Annotated in this window: 24 protein-coding genes; 23 read left to right on the plus strand and 1 reads right to left on the minus strand. The window is 41.9% G+C overall.

Annotation, left to right across the window (positions count from 1 at the left end; translation table 11 throughout):
* The first annotated feature begins 2 nt into the window (after positions 1–2).
* The 20 genes from D9X91_RS11380 to D9X91_RS11475 all read left to right on the plus strand — a co-directional run bounded on the left by D9X91_RS11380 (position 3) and on the right by D9X91_RS11475 (position 18,162).
* The gene (locus tag D9X91_RS11380) at positions 3–707 is read left to right on the plus strand and encodes a demethylmenaquinone methyltransferase (protein ID WP_121680752.1); all 705 of its coding nucleotides are present in this window, start codon (positions 3–5) and stop codon (positions 705–707) included.
* A 16-nt stretch (positions 708–723) separates the two neighbouring features.
* Positions 724–1,686 (plus strand): heptaprenyl diphosphate synthase component II, encoded by a 963-nt coding sequence (gene hepT / locus D9X91_RS11385; RefSeq protein WP_121680753.1) that lies wholly within the window; start codon positions 724–726, stop codon positions 1,684–1,686.
* 102 nt (positions 1,687–1,788) lie between these two features.
* Positions 1,789–2,235 (plus strand): nucleoside-diphosphate kinase, encoded by a 447-nt coding sequence (ndk, locus tag D9X91_RS11390; protein ID WP_121680754.1) that lies wholly within the window; start codon positions 1,789–1,791, stop codon positions 2,233–2,235.
* Between the two features lie 479 nt (positions 2,236–2,714).
* A complete protein-coding gene (locus tag D9X91_RS11395; protein WP_121680755.1) occupies positions 2,715–3,491 on the plus strand; it encodes a CheR family methyltransferase in 777 nt (258 codons plus the stop codon).
* 272 nt (positions 3,492–3,763) lie between these two features.
* Positions 3,764–4,936, plus strand: coding sequence for a chorismate synthase (gene aroC, locus D9X91_RS11400; protein ID WP_121680756.1), 1,173 nt, complete (start codon positions 3,764–3,766; stop codon positions 4,934–4,936).
* Position 4,937: 1 nt separating this feature from the next.
* On the plus strand, positions 4,938–6,029 hold the full coding sequence (gene aroB / locus D9X91_RS11405) for a 3-dehydroquinate synthase (RefSeq protein WP_121680757.1): 1,092 nt from the start codon (positions 4,938–4,940) through the stop codon (positions 6,027–6,029).
* Between the two features lie 69 nt (positions 6,030–6,098).
* Positions 6,099–6,470, plus strand: a complete 372-nt coding sequence (aroH, locus tag D9X91_RS11410) for a chorismate mutase (protein WP_121680758.1) — start codon at positions 6,099–6,101, stop codon at positions 6,468–6,470.
* A 22-nt stretch (positions 6,471–6,492) separates the two neighbouring features.
* Positions 6,493–7,578, plus strand: coding sequence for a histidinol-phosphate transaminase (hisC, locus tag D9X91_RS11415; RefSeq protein ID WP_121680759.1), 1,086 nt, complete (start codon positions 6,493–6,495; stop codon positions 7,576–7,578).
* 35 nt (positions 7,579–7,613) lie between these two features.
* The gene (locus D9X91_RS11420) at positions 7,614–8,705 is read left to right on the plus strand and encodes a prephenate dehydrogenase (protein WP_121680760.1); all 1,092 of its coding nucleotides are present in this window, start codon (positions 7,614–7,616) and stop codon (positions 8,703–8,705) included.
* Positions 8,706–8,722: 17 nt separating this feature from the next.
* A complete protein-coding gene (gene aroA / locus D9X91_RS11425; protein WP_121680761.1) occupies positions 8,723–10,006 on the plus strand; it encodes a 3-phosphoshikimate 1-carboxyvinyltransferase in 1,284 nt (427 codons plus the stop codon).
* A gap of 569 nt (positions 10,007–10,575) precedes the next feature.
* Positions 10,576–11,007, plus strand: a complete 432-nt coding sequence (locus D9X91_RS22355) for a hypothetical protein (protein ID WP_148709071.1) — start codon at positions 10,576–10,578, stop codon at positions 11,005–11,007.
* A gap of 267 nt (positions 11,008–11,274) precedes the next feature.
* Positions 11,275–12,534, plus strand: coding sequence for a tetratricopeptide repeat protein (locus tag D9X91_RS11435; protein WP_121680763.1), 1,260 nt, complete (start codon positions 11,275–11,277; stop codon positions 12,532–12,534).
* Between the two features lie 46 nt (positions 12,535–12,580).
* A complete protein-coding gene (locus tag D9X91_RS11440) occupies positions 12,581–13,123 on the plus strand; it encodes a ReoY family proteolytic degradation factor (protein WP_121680764.1) in 543 nt (180 codons plus the stop codon).
* 134 nt (positions 13,124–13,257) lie between these two features.
* Positions 13,258–13,713: a YpiF family protein gene (locus D9X91_RS11445; protein WP_121680765.1), complete on the plus strand. Its 456-nt coding sequence runs from the start codon at positions 13,258–13,260 to the stop codon at positions 13,711–13,713.
* Between the two features lie 156 nt (positions 13,714–13,869).
* Positions 13,870–14,379: a QcrA and Rieske domain-containing protein gene (locus D9X91_RS11450; protein WP_121680766.1), complete on the plus strand. Its 510-nt coding sequence runs from the start codon at positions 13,870–13,872 to the stop codon at positions 14,377–14,379.
* A 14-nt stretch (positions 14,380–14,393) separates the two neighbouring features.
* The gene (gene qcrB / locus D9X91_RS11455) at positions 14,394–15,068 is read left to right on the plus strand and encodes a menaquinol-cytochrome c reductase cytochrome b subunit (RefSeq protein WP_121680767.1); all 675 of its coding nucleotides are present in this window, start codon (positions 14,394–14,396) and stop codon (positions 15,066–15,068) included.
* Positions 15,069–15,125: 57 nt separating this feature from the next.
* Entirely contained in the window at positions 15,126–15,893 is a 768-nt protein-coding gene (locus D9X91_RS11460; protein WP_121680768.1) for a menaquinol-cytochrome c reductase cytochrome b/c subunit, read from the plus strand.
* A 73-nt stretch (positions 15,894–15,966) separates the two neighbouring features.
* Entirely contained in the window at positions 15,967–16,572 is a 606-nt protein-coding gene (gene lhaT / locus D9X91_RS11465; protein ID WP_199738100.1) for a lipoprotein heptaprenylglyceryl N-acetyltransferase LhaT, read from the plus strand.
* Positions 16,573–16,636: 64 nt separating this feature from the next.
* Positions 16,637–17,422, plus strand: coding sequence for a sporulation protein YpjB (ypjB, locus tag D9X91_RS11470; RefSeq protein ID WP_121680770.1), 786 nt, complete (start codon positions 16,637–16,639; stop codon positions 17,420–17,422).
* Positions 17,423–17,481: 59 nt separating this feature from the next.
* On the plus strand, positions 17,482–18,162 hold the full coding sequence (locus D9X91_RS11475; protein WP_121680771.1) for a zinc metallopeptidase: 681 nt from the start codon (positions 17,482–17,484) through the stop codon (positions 18,160–18,162).
* 473 nt (positions 18,163–18,635) lie between these two features.
* On the opposite strand, the gene D9X91_RS11485 is transcribed toward D9X91_RS11475, so the two are convergent.
* Positions 18,636–19,508: a YitT family protein gene (locus D9X91_RS11485; RefSeq protein WP_121680773.1), complete on the minus strand. Its 873-nt coding sequence runs from the start codon at positions 19,506–19,508 to the stop codon at positions 18,636–18,638.
* 204 nt (positions 19,509–19,712) lie between these two features.
* On the opposite strand from D9X91_RS11485, the gene D9X91_RS11490 reads away from it, so the two are divergent.
* The 3 genes from D9X91_RS11490 to mgsA are packed head-to-tail and all read left to right on the plus strand — an operon-like array spanning position 19,713 to position 21,255.
* Positions 19,713–20,030 (plus strand): nucleotide pyrophosphohydrolase, encoded by a 318-nt coding sequence (locus D9X91_RS11490; protein WP_121680895.1) that lies wholly within the window; start codon positions 19,713–19,715, stop codon positions 20,028–20,030.
* A gap of 2 nt (positions 20,031–20,032) precedes the next feature.
* Complete coding sequence (gene dapB, locus D9X91_RS11495) at positions 20,033–20,833, plus strand: 4-hydroxy-tetrahydrodipicolinate reductase (RefSeq protein ID WP_121680774.1); 801 nt, start codon at positions 20,033–20,035, stop codon at positions 20,831–20,833.
* 14 nt (positions 20,834–20,847) lie between these two features.
* Positions 20,848–21,255: a methylglyoxal synthase gene (gene mgsA, locus D9X91_RS11500; protein WP_121680775.1), complete on the plus strand. Its 408-nt coding sequence runs from the start codon at positions 20,848–20,850 to the stop codon at positions 21,253–21,255.
* The last annotated feature ends 1 nt before the right edge of the window (position 21,256 follow it).

Below are 21,256 nucleotides of genomic sequence, written 5' to 3' on the forward strand. Positions count from 1 at the left end.
CAATGCAATCCAAAGAGCAACGTGTTCACCATGTTTTTGAAAAAATTTACGATAATTACGATAAAATGAATTCCGTCATCAGTTTTCAACAGCATAAACGATGGCGAAAAGATACAATGAGGCAAATGGGTGTGAATCAAGGGGCCAGTGCATTGGATGTTTGTTGTGGAACTGCCGACTGGACGATCGCTTTGGCTGATAAGGCCGGTAAGAGCGGAAAAGTGGTCGGGCTGGATTTCAGTGAAAATATGCTCAAAATCGGCAAGGAAAAAGTGAAAGATTATCCGCAGATAGAACTTGTTCATGGCAATGCAATGGAACTGCCGTTTGAAGACAATACATTTGACTACGTCACCATCGGGTTTGGGTTGAGAAACGTCCCTGATTACCTGACGGTGCTGAAGGAAATGAACAGAGTATTAAAGCCGGGCGGTATTGCTGTTTGTCTGGAAACCTCGCAGCCGACCATGTTTGGCTACAAGCAATTATATTATTTGTATTTTCGTTATATCATGCCGGTTTTTGGCAAGCTGTTTGCCAAAAGCTACAACGAATATTCCTGGCTTCAGGAATCGGCAAGGGATTTTCCTGGCATGCAAGAATTAGCGGATATGTTTGAGGACGCGGGATTCAAACAGGTACGTTTCAAACCATATAGCGGCGGCGTAGCTGCTATGCATATGGGGCAAAAAGACACGAATTCATAAGCTAGGTGGAAATGGTATGAAACTTAACATGATGTATTCGTTTTTGAAAGCGGATATAGATTTAATCGAAAAAGAATTGGAAGCAGCCATCGAATCCCATTCCCCGCTGTTGAGTGAGGCTTCGCTGCATTTACTTCAAGCGGGCGGAAAACGTATTCGCCCTGTTTTTGTTTTGCTTGCAGCGAAGTTCGGTGAATACGACATCCATATCACCAAGAATGTCGCTGTCGCATTGGAGTTGATCCATATGGCTTCCCTTGTTCATGATGATGTCATTGACGATGCCGAACTCAGAAGGGGAAAGCCTACCATAAAAGCAAAATGGGATAATCGGATTGCCATGTATACGGGTGATTATATATTCGCCAAATCATTGGAATATATGACGAAGATTGAACATGTCGAAGCCCACAAGATCCTGGCAAATACAATTGTTGAGGTTTGCATTGGGGAAATTGAGCAAATCAAAGACAAATACAGATATGATCAAAATTTAAGAGATTACCTCCGGAGAATCAAGCGGAAAACCGCATTGTTGATAGCAGTAAGCTGTCAGCTTGGTGCGATTGCTTCCGGTGTTGATGAACAGATCCACAAAAAGTTGTTCCTTTTTGGATATTATGTCGGAATGTCCTTTCAAATAACAGATGATATTCTGGATTTCACTTCCACGGAGAAAGAGTTAGGAAAGCCTGCTGGCAGTGATTTATTGCAAGGGAATGTCACTTTGCCTGTATTATATGCCATGAAGAATGAAGAGGCGAGAACCCGTATCACTCTGGTCAATGAGGAGACATCCAAAGAAGAGATGCTGCATATCATTGAATTTATTAAATCTACGGATGCCATCGAGAAATCTCACGCACTAAGTCAGCGCTATTTGGACAAAGCACTTCACATTCTGGAAGGATTACCGAACGGACGCACAAAAAAAACATTCAGGGATATTGCAAACTACATAGGCAAGCGGAAATATTAGAAAATTTAAAATGGAAACGTTGCCAAAACCATCAATCAATGTTAAGATTTTCGTGGGTTGTCCAAACAGCCAGCACATATACATACTAGGAGTGGAATGAAAATGGAAAAAACATTTTTGATGGTCAAGCCTGATGGCGTTCAACGAGCACTGATCGGTGATATCGTCGCTCGTTTCGAGAAAAAAGGGTTTCATTTAGCAGGAGCAAAATTAATGAGCATTTCCAAGGAATTGGCTGAACAGCATTATGGCGAACACAAAGAGCGTCCATTCTTTGGGGAGTTGGTTGATTTTATTACATCTGGCCCTGTATTTGCAATGGTATGGCAAGGTGAAAATGTAATTGCAACTGCACGTCAAATGATGGGTTCAACAAATCCTAAAGACGCTGCACCTGGAACAATCCGCGGTGACTTCGCTTTAACAGTAGGTAAGAATATTATTCACGGTTCTGATTCTCCTGAAAGCGCCGAAAGAGAAATCGGACTTTTCTTCAAGAATGAAGAACTTGTAGAATACAAAAAATTGATCAACGAGTGGATTTACTAATAATCAAAGAGGCTGATTTAAAAGATGGTTAATGACCGATCTTTTGGAGTCGGCCTCTCTTTTTTTGGTCTTTTCTCAAAGGTTGTTGTTTTTAACAGTTTTTTCTTTAAAATAACTCATCATATGAGCGGAAGGTGCGAGACCCCCGAGGGAACAGCTGGCGCGGTGAGACCCCGCAGCGAAGCGAGGTGATATAGGGCGGATGTTAGATTAAGTTCGGCACGCCGTGTGCCAGCATCGAACGACCTGACTTCGTGTGATGCCCCTCGGAAAGCGAGCATCCTGCAACGGAAATCAACCTTACACCACCTTTGATGAATAGCAACAAACTTTACAAAGATAGCGTTTTTTGACCATTTTTTGAATCCGTCCTTAATCAGATCAACTATAATTGTTTTAAAAAAATTGCCCCCACAATCAATCCTGAATTAGGTATAATTAGAATAATATACATATTACATATCGTTGGGGGAAAAGGAATGCCTGAGGATTACCTAGACTTTGTACAAAATATCAAACGCAGAACGGGAATCGATTTAGCCTTATATAAGGAAGGTCAGATGAAGAGGAGACTCACTTCTTTATATGAGAAAAAAGGATTTGAGTCATTCAAGCATTTTTATCAAGAAATGCAGTCGAATGCTGATTTGTTTCATGAGTTCCTCGATCGAATGACCATCAACGTTTCTGAATTTTATCGAAATGCAGCAAGGTGGCATGTTCTTGAAACGAAAATATTGCCACGGCTCCTTTCTGAAAAAAGCTCTCTGAAAATCTGGAGTGCAGCATGTTCGACGGGGGAAGAGCCCTATACAATTGCCATGATCCTTTCAAAATTCATGCCTCTCTCCAAAATTAAAATCATTGCAACTGATATTGATGAAAATGCGCTTAACAGAGCAAAGGCGGGGCTATATATCGAAAGGTCCCTCAATGAAGTGCCCAATGAGATGAAAGCAAAGTATTTTACGAAAGATGGGCATATGTTTAGGGTATCTGATGAAATAAAAAAAACGGTGAATTTTAAAAAACATAATTTGCTAGCAGATCCATACGAGCAAAATGTTGACATCATCGTTTGCCGTAACGTCTTGATTTATTTTACTGAAGAAGCCAAAAATTCTATCTACCAAAAATTCAGCGCATCCTTGAAATCCGGAGGAGCATTATTTGTTGGCAGTACAGAGCAGATTTTTAATCCGGCTGTATTCAACTTCGAAACTGAGGATACCTTTTTTTATAAGCGGCTGCCATGAATGATATCGATGGCAGTGAGCCACCTTCGTTTTGGATGGCAGCAAATTGTTGATTTCAAGGAAGATAGTAAAAAACATTGTAGTATGATGAAAGTCCCCCGATACCCGTATGTAAAATGGACAAGCGTCTGTTCCGGGGATTGCAGGGGACTTCTTTTGGATAATAGCCTTTATTTGAAAAAATTTTTTTAAATCTATACTATGTAGAAACAATAAAGTTATGTTATAGTGGAAAAATATAATCCTTTAGCGAGTTGAAGGGGGAAAGAGTTTTGAGATATATAACAGCAGGTGAGTCACATGGACCACAATTGACAACAATTATTGAAGGGATGCCGGCAGGGATGCCGCTGCTAGCCGAAGATATCAACCAAGAATTGGCAAGAAGGCAAAAAGGATATGGCAGAGGCAGAAGAATGCAAATTGAGAAGGATCGTGCGAATATCGTCGGAGGGGTAAGGCATGGCCATACGCTTGGTTCACCTCTTGCATTGACGGTTGAAAATAAAGATTGGACACATTGGACGAAGATCATGGGCATCGAGCCATTGAGTGACGATGAAGCAGAAGAAGTAAAGCGGAAAATACAGCGGCCTCGTCCTGGTCATGCTGATCTGGTAGGCGGCATGAAATATGGACATCGCGATTTAAGGAATGTGCTCGAACGTTCTTCTGCACGAGAAACGACCGTAAGGGTGGCGGCTGGTGCTGTAGCGAAGAAGCTCTTGAAGCTGTTGGGGATCGAGGTTGCTTCACATGTTAGGGAAATTGGCGGTGTTAAAGCAGAGGATTGTTCTTATACCTCCATTCAGGAACTTCAAGAGAGAACTGAGGAATCCCCGGTTAGATGCTTGGATGACGGTGCAGCACAAAAAATGATGGAGGCGATTGATACTGCGAAAAAAAATGGCGATTCAATCGGAGGCATCGTTGAGGTAATCGTAGAAGGTATGCCAGCTGGGGTCGGAAGCTATGTTCATTATGATCGAAAGCTGGATGCGAAGGTTGCCAGGGCGGTCATGAGCATCAATGCTTTTAAAGGAGTCGAGTTCGGTCTTGGGTTTGAAATGGCCCATAAGCCAGGTAGCGAAGTACATGATGAGATTGCATGGAATGAAAAGGATGGCTATTATCGCAAAACGAATCGCCTTGGTGGTTTTGAAGGCGGAATGTCCACCGGCATGCCAATCGTCGTAAAGGGTGTCATGAAGCCGATTCCTACACTGTATAAACCACTTCAAAGTGTGGATATTGAAACGAAAGAGCCTTTCTCTGCAAGTATCGAAAGGTCTGACAGCTGTGCAGTACCTGCTGCTGCAGTAGTTGCTGAAGCGGTTGTAGCATGGGAATTGGCAGCAGCAATTATCGAACAATTCAACAGTGATCGATTTGATGCATTGGTCAAAACCATTGATGAGCATCGCCAATACACTGAGGAGTACTAGGATGGAAAAGCTGCAAATATTGACAGAATCAAAGAAGTACCCAGTTTTTATCGGTGAAGATAGTATTCAATCAATCAGTGAATTGTTGAAAGACAATGTCGGGGCTTATTCGAAACTATTGATCATTACCGATGAAACGGTAGCCAGCCTTCACCTGGAAGTCCTGCAATCTTACTTGAAGGAAAATGGTCAAGCAGCTGTGCACATTGTACCGGCAGGTGAGAGCTGTAAGACTTTTAAGGTTTATGAAGATTGTCTGTCTTTTGCAATCCAAGAAGGACTTGACCGAAAATCTGTGATTATCGCTTTTGGCGGTGGTGCAGTTGGCGATCTGGCAGGTTTTGTAGCGGCCTCTTTCATGAGGGGGATCAGATTTGTTCAAGTGCCAACCACGATCCTGGCACATGATAGTGCTGTCGGCGGCAAGGTCGCAATCAATCATCCGCTCGGGAAGAATATGGTCGGTGCCTTTCATCAGCCGGAATTTGTATTATACGATATCCAATTCCTTCAGACGCTGCCTGCCAAGGAACTGCGGTCTGGGTTTGCGGAAGCAATCAAACATGCACTTATATCGGATATTTCTTTTTATGAATATCTAAAAGAGAATATAACTGAAATCAATGATCTAATAAGAAATCAAGACGTGCTTATTTATATCTTGAAAAAAGGAATTCAAGTAAAAGCAGACATAGTTGAAAAAGATGAGAAAGAGGCCGGTGTCCGAGCGTTTTTGAATTTCGGCCATACATTGGGCCACGCGATTGAAGCGGAAGCTGGATATGGAACCATCACTCATGGGGAAGCAGTGATGATAGGGATGGTTTTTGCATTAAAAATAAGCATAGAAACATATGATATTCCATTTTCATTGGTGGATTTCATCTCTTGGATACGGGTGCTGGGATATCAAATTGAACCAACCCAAGTTTCATTTGAGCAGTTATGGCAATGGATGGTTCGTGATAAGAAAGCTGTACAAAATAATCCTGTCTTCGTTTTATTGAAGGAAATCGGTGAACCTGAATTGGTGAAGTTGGATAAAACGTATTTGCAAAAGGTTTATCATGAACTTTTTTCTCTTTCCAATTAATCAACAAATGTCATCATAGCATCAGCAATGCTTTAGATAAAAGTCCAATAACAGAAAGGAGAGGTTGCTTTGTTAAGAGGGATCCGGGGAGCGACTACCGTGGAGAAGGATAGTGAACAAGAGATTTTACTAGCTGCCAAGGAATTGATTCAGCATATGATTTCAGCAAATAAATTGGAAGCAGATCAGGTAGCCTCTATCTTTATTTCTGCGACACGTGATTTAACGACCGCATTTCCTGCAAAAGCCGCAAGGGATTCAGAAGAGTGGAAATATGTCCCTGTAATGTGCGTTCAAGAACTGGAAGTAGCGGGTGGACTGGAAAGGTGCATTCGAATTATGATGCACGTAAACACAAATGTCAGCCAAAAAGAAGTACAACATGTATACTTAAGGAAAGCAATGTCATTACGCCCAGATTTACTTAAAGAGAAAAATTAAGAAAATGGTGGGGATGGATAATATGAAATGGAAAGAACAGATATTAAATTTAAAAGCATACCAGCCAGGGAAATCCATTGATGAAGTGAAGAAGATGTTCAATTTAGAGAAAATCACGAAGCTTGCTTCCAATGAGAATCCTTTTGGCTGTTCACCGGTTGTTAATCAAATGCTGCAGTCATATCAGCCTTTAAGGTCGCTCTATCCTGATGGCTATGCCGCTAAATTAAGGGAAGCAACAGCAGAGTTTTTAAATGTGTCGGAACGTCAATTAATATTCGGGAATGGTTCCGATGAGATTATCCAAATCATATCAAGGGCGTTGTTGAAGCCTGGCGTAAATACTATTATGCCCGCGCCTTCTTTTCCGCAATATCGCCATAATGCAATCATAGAAGGGGCAGAAATCAGGGAAGTGCCGCTTGTTGACGGAGCGCACGATTTATCTTCTATGCTCGCTCAAATTGATGAAGCAACTGCGGTGGTTTGGTTATGCAGCCCGAATAATCCATCTGGGAAGTATATCAATGAACAAGGATTAGTAGGTTTTTTGAACAAAGTGCCGGATGATATTTTGGTTGTACTGGATGAAGCATACTATGAGTATGTCGTGGCAGATGATTATTATGATTCACTTGAACTGGTGAAAAAACATGAAAATTTACTGGTGCTTCGGACATTCTCTAAAATATATGGCCTTGCAAGCTTCAGGGTTGGATATGGTTTTGGACAGGAAAATTTAGTTCAAACGCTGGAACCGGTAAGGGAACCGTTTAATACGAACGTTTTGGGTCAGGCTGCAGCAGCAGCGGCCATTCAAGATCAAGACTTTGTCCACGCATGTAAAGAGGAAAACAGAAAAGGCTTGGAGCAATTTTATCAATTCTGCAGGGAGCACAATCTTACTTATTTTCCATCCCAAGGGAATTTTATCTTAATCGATTTTAACCGGGACGGAGATGAGGTATTTCAATTCCTTCTTTCAGAAGGCTATATCGTCCGCTCAGGCCAAGCACTTGGTTACCCGACATGTGTGAGGGTCACGGTAGGATCGGCAGAGCAAAATAATGGTGTGATTGAATCAATGAAAAAATTATGGAATGCTTAAACGCTCATTCATTTCTATGAAAGGTTGGGGAGTAATTGAGAGGTAATGTCATCATTGTCGGACTGGGCTTGATCGGGGGCTCCCTGGGCATTTGTTTAAAAAAGGCACATCCAGAAGCGAAAATTGTTGGGATTGATACGAATCCTGAACATATCCAATTGGCAAAAGTCCTCGGGATAATAGATGAAAGTGCAAATGACCTGACGGAATCGGCTTCTGATGCAGATTTAATTATCCTATCCACGCCTGTTCAACAAACAGAGAAATTATTGCGGCTCTTAACCGGGCTTCCCCTGAAGGAAAATGTCATTATTACGGATACCGGAAGTACGAAAGAAAAAATCATGATCTTGGCGGAGCAGTTAAATATCAACTCATTCGTAGGCGGGCATCCGATGGCAGGTTCCCATAAAAGCGGTGTTGCAGCCGCAAAGGATATTCTGTTTGAAAATGCGTTCTATTTATTGACGCCCGGTGGAAATAAAGAAAAAGCAGAAATATTGAAGGATTGGCTGATTGGTACAAAAGCTCAATTCGTTGAAACGACTCCATCAGAGCACGATAAAATGACGGGGATCATCAGCCACTTTCCCCATTTGATTGCCTCTTCATTGGTCAGGGAGGCAGAGAAATTCCAAGGTGAATTGCCATTGCTTTCAAGACTGGCGGCAGGAGGATTCCGGGACATTACAAGGATTGCTTCTTCCAGCCCTGAAATGTGGAGGGATATCACATTACATAATGATCGGAATCTGATTGATCTATTGGAAGGCTGGAAATTGGAGATGGAACATCTCATTGACTTGTTAAGAAAACAAAATGAAGAAGAAGTCTTTGAATTTTTTCAATCTGCCAAACAGTTCCGGGATGAACTTCCCGTCAGGACAAGAGGTGCAATACCGGCATTTCATGACTTGTATGTTGATGTGCCCGATTATCCAGGTGTGATTTCTGAGGTCACCGGATACTTGGCTGAAGATAGAATCAGCATTACCAATATCCGCATACTGGAAACAAGAGAAGATATATATGGTGTTTTAGTGATAAGTTTTCAAACAGAGGAAGATAGGGAGAGGGCACAAACATGTCTTCAATCCCATACTGACTACGATCTGTTCATTCCTTGATTAGAGGTGAATAATACATGGCAATAGAAACAACGAGCGAAAAGTCCCTAAATGGACAAATCCAAATACCGGGAGATAAATCAATCTCCCATCGTGCAGTCATGTTTGGTGCGATCTCAAATGGGAAGACGAAAATCAAGAACTTTTTATTTGGAGAAGATTGTCTAAGTACGGTTGAATGCTTTCGAAAATTGGGAGTCGATATCGAAGTATCAGATGCTGAAATCAATATAGATGGAAAAGGGTTTGAAGGATTAAAAGAACCTGCAGAGATATTAAACGTCGGGAACTCCGGCACGACAACACGCCTAATTATGGGAATACTTGCAGGCCTGCCGATCCATTCTGTATTGATCGGGGATGATTCCATTGCCAAGAGGCCGATGAGCAGGGTAGCAATCCCATTAAAATCAATGGGAGCGCAAATCGATGGCCGGGAAAACGGCCAATACACCCCATTAGCAATCAGAGGAACAAATCTAAATGGAATCCAATATACTTTGCCCGTTGCCAGTGCCCAAGTTAAATCTGCAATCCTTCTGGCAGCGATACAGGCTAAAGGTACTTCCATCGTCAAAGAACCCCAAATAACGCGTGACCACACCGAGAGAATGATCAGGCAATTCGGGGGATCCATTGAAAAGGTCGGAGATGAGATTATTGTGAAGGGGGGACAATCCCTTTCAGGCTGCGAAATTAAAGTTCCTGGTGATATTTCATCAGCAGCCTTCTTCATGGTAGCGGCAGCGATTGCGAAAAACAGCCGGGTAGAAATGCCGAATGTCGGCCTTAACCCTACAAGAAGCGGGATTATCGAGGTGTTTGAAAAAATGGGCGCTTCGATCACCGTTCAAAAAGATGAAACAGGTGAGGCTGAACCTACTGGCACGATCATTGTTGAAACGTCTACACTTCAAGGAATTGAAATCGGAGGGGAGCTTATCCCTAAATTAATAGACGAAATTCCCATCATTGCATTGTTGGCCACCCAAGCATCCGGTCGGACAGTGATAAGGAATGCAGAAGAATTGAAGGTCAAGGAAACGAATCGGATCGATACCGTTGTCCATGAGCTCCAAAAGCTCGGGGCGAATATTACCGCGACTGAAGATGGCATGATCATTGAAGGGAATTCAAAGCTATCCGGTGGAACCGTCGACAGTCATGGGGACCATCGCATCGGAATGATGCTGGCGGTTGCTTCAGTCATATCTGAGGGGGATGTCGAAATTTTAAGAAAAGAAGCGATTAATGTGTCTTACCCAAATTTCTTCAACCACTTGGAACAATTATCGAATTAAACGTGCCGGTACGGTATGCCAGGCTGTTTTATTTATAGCCTAAATATGTATGTCATGTTTTTCTGCCTGCTTTCATAGCTTGTCTTAAGAAGAGAAAGCAGGTGTAGAACATGGCATATATTATTGATAAAGCAAATATATACGATGGTGATAAAATAAAAATAAAATCCATCTATGTCAAGGACCGCCGAATCTCAGCAATAAATGATAGTTTCAAACGATATCATTGCATGAGGATGAATGCGGATGACTTCGCACTAACTCCCACGTATATCATGGTTGATCACTCTGAGGGATTCGGAAGCGATTTCCTTTCATTTAAATCCTACTTCTGTGAGCATTTCATCTCAAACGGGTGTACAACCATCATTACATCTTGTTCCATCCAATATAAGGAAGATATTCCGTCCAGTCTTAAGAAAAAAAGAACCTCCCTTTTGAGCAGTCCGATTGATTATGTTATTGGACTTTCCATTAATTTAAGGAATCTAACTCCTGAGGTCATCCGTCAATGTGAACGATTTAAGCTGCCTATCATTTTTGTCGAGTTGGACACAGAGGAGGTCATATTGGAAAAGCCATGGGGCTGGATAAAGGCGGCCATGTTTCCATACAACCCTGTCTTAGTGCCTAAAATTAGTCCAAGCGAAGATCCTAAAAAAAGCAAAAAACTTCTTAAACTGTGGCAAAATTCGATGGAAAAAGAGAAAATAACGCATATTTCGGAAGAAATTAAAGAAAAAGTCCCTGTTCAATTGAAAAATTTGAAAAAATTTGGTATCTATCCGAAAAGAGGAATTTTGAACATAGGGGGAGAAGTAAGTTATAACCTATTCCCAAAAATCACATCATTTGATAGACCGGAACATATTTCTTATGATATTCTTAAACCTTATGTAACAGTCTATAATGGGGAAGTAATATATGTGAATGATCAGCCTATATTCTGTTCAGGAATGGGAAGGGAAATATTCATCGCAAAGCCAGGTTATTTTATATAGCCAAATATCAAAAGTGAATTGAGGACCGTTTGAATTGAAAACGCTTATTTCAAAAGTGAGGCAGTTCTTCTAAAATATTTTTGTTTTTAAGTAATAAAAAAGACTGTATTCTCAAAGATTGTTGTTTTTAATAGGCTTTATGAAAAAAATCATCATAGGGTGTTGATTGGAGCGGAAAGCGAGCATTCTTCCGCGGGAATCAACCCCAAACGCAATAATATTTATATCTATACAACTTAATTTGGAGTATTAGAAAGGATTTTTAATATGCTACTGGCACAGGAAATGCTGCAGGAACTTGAGAAAGGCAATTTGCCTGAAGCAAAAAAGCTGCTTGCAATGACTTTGGAAGAAGGGACAGATGAAGAGAAATTCTATTTGGGGGAAGAGCTTTACCAGCTCGGTTTTGTTGAAGAAGCCAAAGGGATATTTGAGCATCTAGCTGAAAGGTTCCCTGATGAGGGTGAACTTATCGTTCTCATTGCTGAGTGCTTAGTCGAGATGGATCGGGAGGAAGAAGCTTTAGCCATGTTGGATCGACTCCCAGCCACAGATCCCTCCTACCCGAGGGCACTCCTATTATCCGCCGACCTGTATCAGATGCAAGGGCTGTACGAAGTCAGTGAACAAAAGCTTCGGAATGCCAAGGCCCTCTTGCCTGAGGAGGTCATCATCCAGTTCGCACTCGGCGAATTATATAGTGAGCAAGGCAAGTTTTCTGATGCTGCCGGCTATTATGAAAAGTTGATTGCCGCCAATGAAGAAGTTATCGCAGGCGTGAATATTCACCAGCGGTTGGCAGAAGTCCTGAGTGCAGGAGGTGCGTTTGAAGACGCATTGACCCATTATGAAAAAGCAATGGAGGAACAAGTCGAGCCGAATACATTATTCGGTTTCGCTTTTACAGCATATCAAGCAGGATTTTACAAGAAAGCAATCGAAAAGTTTACAGAGCTGAAAGAAACGGATCCTGAGTACCACTCATTGTATTTATTCTTGGCCAGGTGCTATGAGCAGGAGGAACAGCTGGATGAAGCATTAGCGGCTGTCCAGGAAGGGATCAGGCTCGATGAATATAATAAGGAATTGTATTTATTTGGCGGCAAGATCGCATTAAAACTCAATGATGAAAAGATGGCTGAAAATCACCTTCGGCAATCCTTGGCGCTAGACCCTGATTACATTGAGGCTGCACTTGTCCTGAATAAATTATTATTGAAGCAGGAAAGGTTCGAGGATGTCCTTGAAATTATTGATATGATGGACAAGGATGGTGAAACAGACCCTCAATTTAACTGGGATGCAGCCTCCGCACACGCTCATCTGGAACAATATTCCGATGCATTAAACTACTATAGGCTTGCATATAATGACTTTAAAACGAACAGCGATTTCCTTGAAGAGTTTGGCTATTTCCTCATTGAGGAAGGTCTCAGAGATGAAGCGATTTTTATCTTCAAAGAATTGATGCAGCAAGATCCGGCTAATGAAGAATACATCTTATTATTAGAACGGCTAGAGGAATGAGTTTTCTACCCAATATCCCTAGTTAGTTTGCAGAGGAGGGAATAAAATGGCAACCCCTGTATCTGTCAACGAGAAAAAAGACTTTATTCGTTGGTTTTTAAATCATTATCAATTAAAAAGAAGAGAATGTGTTTGGATTTTAAACTATTTGATGAGCCACGATCAGCTGATGGAAAAGGTCCATTTTGTACAAGATGCCCAATATTGTCCTAGGGGATTGATCATGTCCACTCATTGTGTCGAAGAGGTGCCATTTCGTTTTTATAAAGAAAACATCATGACAACTGACGCGGAAAAGTCGTTTCATGACATAAGGCTTAACAGGGATGAAGAAATTTTCATCCAGTTGAATTTCAGATCTGCAAAGTCATCTCATCAATATGTCGCTGTATTGGAAGAAAACCCCTTCCTTCCAAACCCTGTCCGCATCAGTGATAAAGATAAGCAGATTGCTGAAGAGTTTCTAAAAGAAAGCCTTCAAAGCTTCCATAAAGAGAAACTATTGAAAAAAATCGATGAAGCATTGGATAAACATGACCAAAAGGCTTTTGAAAAACTGACCAATCAATTAAAGAGCCTTATGAGCTAAGAGATACTTAAAAGGGCGCAGCCCCATTCTTTCCAGGAATGGGGCTGCGCCTTTTTTAAAAGTTTCAATTTAATTGTTCTTTTTATGTATTATGGTATTCTATCTTGTAGAGATTATTAATAGGAGTGTTTTTCATGAAATGGAATGCAAAGGATATTGATATTTACTTGAAAGAGAAAAAATATGTGGATACGGTGGTGGTTCCTTTATTGCCAATCGCATTTGAAGAAGAAATGAAACACACAGCCAATCAAGGTGAGTTCATCGAATTGCTTGCCCTTCATTTGGAGCGACAATTCAAAGGCAGAATGCTTTTTCTGCCGGCTTTCTCATATTTGCAGGATGTCGGTTTCGAAATTACAAAAGTCAATTTATCGGCACTTGAAAAAAAATTGCTGGAGAATGGATTTTCATACGTTTTCTATTTAACATCCGATGGTCTATGGAACGGTCATCAAGACGAGTTCGACGGTTCAGTGATATGGCTCCCTTCAATACCATTGGAGCATATGGACGAGCCATATAAGCATTCCATCATGGAAGATCAAGTAAATCAGCTATTAAAAATTATCGTACAAAAATGGAAATAACTTTTTCATTCGGAAAATCGTCACAGTATTGCCATTATCTAAACACTAGTATATTGACCTTCCTTGAAGATTGATATATCATAATTATGTCCTAGTTTTATATTTGTGCGAAGTATATGTCCGATGGACTTACCTTACGATAGAGGGGGGAAAAGGATGAGCAAGCATCGTGTTTCAAGACGTCAATTCCTTAACTACACGCTTACTGGTGTAGGCGGTTTCATGGCTGCGGGAATGCTTATGCCGATGGTTCGCTTTGCAATCGATCCTGTTTTGGAAGCGGAAGCAGGAGGAGAATACCATGCGAGTAAACAAAAGGTATCGGATTTGACGAACGAACCTAAGCGTGTAGACTTCAAGTTTAAACAAAAGGATGCATGGTATGAATCAGATGTTACTCAAATGGCTTGGGTTTACAAAGACAAAGAAGGCAAAGTGGTAGCGCTTTCGCCGATTTGTAAACATTTAGGCTGTACGGTCAGTTGGAAGGGGAATCCGGATTATCCAAATCAATTTGCATGCCCATGCCATGGTGGACGCTATGAAAAGAATGGGAAAAACATTCCGGGAACACCGCCTACTGCACCATTGGATGTGTATCCAACCAAAGTAAAAGATGGCTTCTTATACTTTGGAAAACCGAAGCCAAACAATATCGTTAAGTAAAGGAGGCGTAATCCGTGCTGAACAAAATTTATGATTGGGTTGACGAGCGTTTGGACATTACGCCTTTATGGCGAGACATTGCTGACCATGAAGTGCCAGAACATGTAAACCCGGCGCACCATTTTTCTGCGTTCGTTTATTGCTTTGGCGGATTGACATTCTTCATCACAGTAATTCAGATCTTATCTGGAATGTTCTTGACCATGTATTATGTTCCGGATATTAAAAACGCTTGGGAATCCGTATATTATCTGCAAAATGAAGTTGCCTTTGGTCAAATTGTTCGTGGTATGCACCATTGGGGTGCCAGTCTGGTAATTGTTATGATCTTTCTACATACGTTACGCGTATTTTTCCAAGGAGCATACAAAAAACCTCGTGAATTGAACTGGATCGTGGGAGTTTTGATTTTCTTCGTCATGCTTGGCCTAGGTTTTACAGGCTATTTATTGCCGTGGGATATGAAAGCGCTATTTGCGACTAAAGTCGGACTGCAGATCGCGGAGTCAACTCCTTTAATCGGAAAAGCAGTCAAGATACTTCTTGCTGGACACTCAGAGATTGTCGGAGCTCAGACATTGACACGTTTCTTTGCTATACACGTGTTCTTTTTGCCTGCAGCACTTCTTGGTTTGATGGGTGCCCACTTCCTGATGATCCGAAAGCAAGGTATTTCCGGCCCATTGTAAGCCGAATATACGCTTCGGTCAAACTTGAAATTAACTATTTTCGAAGGAGGGGACATTATGCATCGTGGTAAAGGGATGAAGTTTGTAGGTGACTCGCGTGTCCCTGCAGTGCGCAAACCGAATATTCCGAAGGACTATTCGGAATACCCAGGGAAAACGGAAGCCTTTTGGCCAAACTTCCTTTTAAAGGAATGGCTGGTAGGTGCCGTGTTTTTGATCGGATATTTATGTTTGACTGTCGCTCATCCATCACCTCTTGAGCGTATTGCCGATCCAACAGATACAGGTTATATTCCACTGCCTGACTGGTATTTCTTATTCTTATATCAATTGCTTAAATATTCTTACGCATCAGGTCCATATAATGTGATTGGTGCTTTTATCATTCCAGGACTTGCCTTTGGCGGATTAATGCTTGCTCCATTTTTGGATCGCAGCACAAAGCGCCGTCCTACACAACGTCCGCTTGCGACTGGATTCATGCTTTTAGCTCTTGCTGCTACAGTATTCCTGACTTGGCAGGCGGTAGCCCACCATGACTGGAAAAAGGCTGAAGAGCAAGGGAAGATTGTAGCTGAAGTCGATGTGGATAAAAATTCAGATGGGTATAAGCTATTCAAACAAAATGGCTGCATCAACTGCCATGGGGAAAACCTTCAGGGAGCCGTTGGACCGAGCTTGGTCGACACCGGTTTAAAGCCTGAAGAAATTGCAAAGATCGCAAAGAATGGTAAGCCTCCAGGAATGCCTCCTGGCCAATTCAAGGGAACGGATGAAGAGCTGAAAAAACTTAGCGAATTCATTGCAAACTTGAAAAGTAAATAAATGAGAGTTTAAAGCTGGCAATTTGCCAGCTTTTTGTCTTTGACGACATTTTGAAATATCTAGGGGTGTGGAAATGAATTGGATTTATTTAATATTAGCGGATAAACGATTTTTATGGATATTATTCATTGTCAACCTTTTCGGCACCATTTATGGATATATTTGGTATGAGGGGCAACTGAAAGTGACCCCTGACATATTCTTGATTTTTGTCCCTGACAGCCCAACAGCGACTTTATTTTTTGTATTTGTTTTGATTGCTTTTTTGTTCAACCGCAATTTTTCATTGATGGAAGCCTTGGCTATCGTGACCCTATTCAAATATGGTGTTTGGGCAGTGGTCATGAATATTTGGACATTAGCTGCAACAGGGGACCTGCCTTGGACTGGATACATGCTGATGGCATCCCATTCGGCCATGGCCATCCAAGGGCTGTTATACGCCCCGTTTTATCGATTTAAAATTCGCCATCTCGTCATTGCGGGCATATGGACTTTGCACAATGATGTAATCGACTATGTCTTCATGCAATATCCTAAATACGGTGCACTCTACATGTATGTGAAAGAAATAGGATATTTTACATTTTGGCTAAGCATCGCATCGCTTGCCATTGCATATTTTTGGGGAATCAAATCCAAGCGGATATACGCTCTTTCCCCGCAAAATAATTCATAACATATGGTCTACTCTTGTCCCCCCTCTCATACATATTATTAGTAGTTTGAGGGGGGACAAGTTTATGAAAGCAAAATATATGATCATCTTCGCCATAATCATTTCATTATTCACATCCACTTGTAATGCAAAAGAAGCAGCCACATTGTCAAGTCTAGATAAAATTGCCGATCAGGCACTCCAGCTCACTAAGTCGGGGAAATATGAGGATGCCAAGCAAATGCTCGAGTATTTCTCGGATCAATTCACCAAAGTATCCTTTCAGGATAAGATGCTCTCAATGGATGATTTGCGGGTGCTGACAGTATCTCATAATAAAGCATTGGAAGCCGTGACAAACCTCAGTATGCCAGATTCAGAGAGAATAAATGATGTAATGACTTTCAGGCTGGTAATGGATGCCCTTCATTCCAAGTATCAACCTCTTTGGACAGAAATGGAGCGCTCGATCATGACTGCATTCAATCAAGTCCAACAAGCAGCCGAAGCAGGTGATCAAGAGTCTTACCACTATAAACTGAATTCCTTCTTATCTCAATATTCCATTATCGAACCTAGCCTTAAGGTGGATATCTCACCTGAAAGGCTGCAGAAGCTTGATGCAAAGATCACCTACTTGGATCAATACAGAAATGTTAGCGACAATACAGATCAAATAAATGAACTCAATCTCATTCATAATGATCTGCAGCAATTGTTTGATCAAATGAACCAGGATGAAGCTGATCCATCAATCTGGTGGGTAATATTTTCTACAGGCGGAATCATTATTTTTACCTTATCCTATGTTGGCTGGCGTAAATATAAAGGACAAAGAATGGAAAAGCAAAAAAAAGAGCGTAACGATTGACCTTCTTGCCCAAACTAATTAAAATAGTCGTAATCACAGCGTAGAATGGAGGGAAGATTATGGCAGGATTTTTGTTATATTTCATTCTGATCGCCATGATTCCTTTATGGGCACAAATGAAGGTCAAAAATACGTACACAAAGTATTCAAAGGTCGCATCAGCAACAGGGTTGACCGGTGCACAGGTCGCTAGGAGGATATTGGATGACAATGGCCTCCACCATGTAGATGTAGTCGAAACAAGAGGCGTCTTGAGCGACCATTACAATCCAAAGTCGAAAACAGTAAACTTATCTTCACATAACTATCACGGACACTCTATAGCCGGGACGGCAGTCGCCGCCCATGAAGTAGGGCATGCCATCCAGGATGGCCAAAACTATGCATTTTTAAGATTTCGGCATGCGATTGTCCCTGCTGCCAACATCGGATCCAATTTTGCTTGGATCGCCATCATGATCGGGTTTTTTACGCAAATTTCCGGAATGTTTCTCCTGGGCATCATTTTAATGTCCTTGACGGTCATTTTCCAGCTTGTGACGCTTCCGGTGGAATTCAATGCATCATCAAGGGCGATGGACCAAGTAGTCGCCCTCGGCATAATAAGGAATGATGAGGAACGCGAAGCGAAAAAGGTGCTGAACGCCGCAGCCTTGACTTATGTAGCAGCGGCTGCAGTCGCCGTCATCGAACTATTGAGACTCATCCTCATCTTCACCGGCATGCAGCGGAATGATTAAAAGAAAAGCGGAACCGGCTGGAACAGAGGCGTATAGACTGGACTGAATTGTGTGAGATAAAGGAATCACGAAGAGCGTTAGCGATTCGATGATGACTTATCGTAGACACAATGAGGGAAGTCTACCAGCCTCTAGCCGGTGGAGCTGGACAAAGAAAAGCGGAACCGGCTGGAACAGAGGCGTATAGACTGGACTGAATTGTGTGAGATAAAGGAATCACGAAGAGCGTTAGCGATTCGATGATGACTTATCGTAGACACAATGAGGGAAGTCTACCAGCCTCTAGCCGGTGGAGCTGGACAAAGAAAAGCGGAACCGGCTGGAACAGAAGCGAAGAGAAGGGAAAATTGGAGATTAAATTTTCCGTGGACTGAAGCACCGCGATATAAAGGAAACACAAACGGCGCGCCACAATTGTGGCTGCGCCGTTTTAATGTCCGGGAAAAAATTTGAGGAATCTGTGCCGATCGGCTCTAAATTTCCAATGGATTTTTGTTTTCATCCAATGTAAAGCCTTCTCCTAGCACGTCATGAACAAATGTGACAGAGACGAATGCATGTGGGTCGATAAAGGCAATGATGTTCTTTAATCGGACAATTTCATTTTTACCGACTACACAATATAAAACTTCTCGCTCTTCTTTCGTGAATGAGCCGTGCCCTCGCAGAACTGTAACACCGCGGTCCATTTCCTTCATGATTTTTTTAGCTATTTCTTGGTGTTTTTCGGATATGATCATCGCTCCCCTAGCGGAATAAGAACCTTCTTGTAGGAAGTCTACCACCCTGGCCCCTACGAAGACTGCTACAAGCGTATACATACCCTGGCGAAGATGTAAATAAGTGATAAGGGATAAAGTAATGACGATGGCATCAAACATGAACATCGTCTTCCCCATGCTCCAGCCATTATATTTATGTACCAGCCTGGCTATGATGTCTACTCCACCTGTAGTCCCGCCATATCTGAAAATGATTCCAAGTCCGACCCCGATGGAGACACCCGCAAAAAGGGCGGCCAAGAATAAATCCCCATTAAGGGGTATCTGAATTTGGTGTCTTTGGAAAATCCATAAGAAAATTGAAACGCCTACCGTCCCGATCATCGTATATAAAAAAGCATTCCTCCCGAGCAGCTTCCAGCCGATCAGAAATAGGGGAATATTGAGGACCAAATTGGAGATGGATGGATCGATTTTAAATAAGAAGTACAGTAATAGCGTTATTCCAGTGAAACCACCTTCAGCAAGATTGTTCTGCATGTTAAAATGAACTAGTCCAAAGGCGAATATTGCAGAGCCTAGTAATATGAATGCGATATTTTTTAACCTGAGGCCAAATATCATGGTCATCCCTCCCATTAGTGTTAATATGCCACACAGCGCTCTCTATTATATAAGAGAGTACTTGAACAAGCAATAAGCTGGTTTAAATACAATCTTTAGTATTAATTATTTGTAAATAAAAATGGATTTAGCTAACATGAAAGAAGATGAGTGAGAGGAGTTTTCCCAGTGTATAGTGAAAATAAAAGCAAAACGATCGAACAGATGCAAATAGAAGTGGATGAATACATAAGCCAATTCAAAGAAGGTTATTTCAGTCCATTAGCCATGCTGGCCAGGATGACCGAAGAGTTGGGGGAGCTTTCTAGAGAAGTCAACCATTTTTATGGTGAGAAGCCCAAGAAGAAATCTGAAAAAGAGAACACGGTTGAAGAGGAGCTTGGTGACTTATTATTTGTTTTAATCTGCTTTGCCAACTCTTTGAACATCGACTTGGAGCAGGCACATGACCTGGTTTTACATAAATTCAATACAAGGGACCGTAATCGCTGGACAAGGGTTGAGGAAAAGGGAGGAGAATGACAATGGACATAGTAAAAGTGATTGTTGCAGGACCGCGAGGAAGAATGGGGGCAGAAGCGGTTCACTTGGTACATAATGAAGACCATTTTGAGCTTGCCGGGGTATTGGACCGGAAACATGAGGGGCTAAGTTTATCTGAAATCAAAGGTTTTCAAGGCATTGACGTGCCTATTTTCACAGATATTGAAGAATGTTTCCGAACAACCCAAGCAGATGTGCTGGTCGATCTTACGACACCTGATGTGGGATACTTCCATACAAAGACTGCACTCGAATTCGGTGTAAGGCCGGTGGTTGGAACGACTGGATTCTCTAAGGAACAATTAAATGAATTGAAGGAATTGGCTGAGGAAAAGGGCATAGGATGTATCATTGCACCGAATTTTGCCATCGGCGCCGTTTTAATGATGAAATTTTCACAAATGGCAGCAAAGTATTTCCAAGATGTAGAGATTTTGGAGATGCATCATGATCAAAAATTAGATGCACCATCCGGAACAGCTGTAAAGACAGCAGAAATGATTTCAAAATCAAGGGAACCGAAAAAACAAGGTCATCCGAAAGAAAAAGAAACGATCGAAGGTGCAAGGGGGGCAGAAATGGATGGCATGCATATTCACAGTATTCGCCTTCCTGGATTGGTTGCGCATCAACAAGTGTTATTCGGAGCTGATGGGCAGACACTGACGATCCGCCATGACTCATATAATCGCCAATCGTTTATGTCGGGCGTAAAGGTCTGTGTAGAAACTGTCATTAAGCTCGATACCCTTGTGTACGGACTTGAAAACATTTTGGAGTAGAAGGGGAGGTTCTTATGAAAATTGCAATTATTGCCCATGATAAGAAAAAAGATGATATGGCAAGGTTTGTTACCGCTTATCAGCATATTTTCAAGCTTCATCAATTATTTGCCACAGGTACAACAGGCTTGAGGATTCAGAATGAAACAGGCCTCCCGATCACCAGGTTTCAATCCGGGCCGCTCGGCGGTGACCAGCAAATCGGTGCGATGATCGCGAACAATGAAATGGATCTCGTCATTTTCTTCAGAGATCCATTAACAGCCCAGCCTCATGAGCCGGATGTCTCAGCATTGATCCGCCTTTGTGATGTGTATAGTGTCCCATTGGCAACCAATATGGGGTCAGCTGAGGTGCTCGTACGTGGATTGATGAACGGGGACATGGACTGGAGGAAGATTGTAAAGAAAGAAGAGGAGTGAT

The organism is Falsibacillus albus (assembly GCF_003668575.1).
GTDB lineage: Bacteria > Bacillota > Bacilli > Bacillales > DSM-25281 > Falsibacillus > Falsibacillus albus.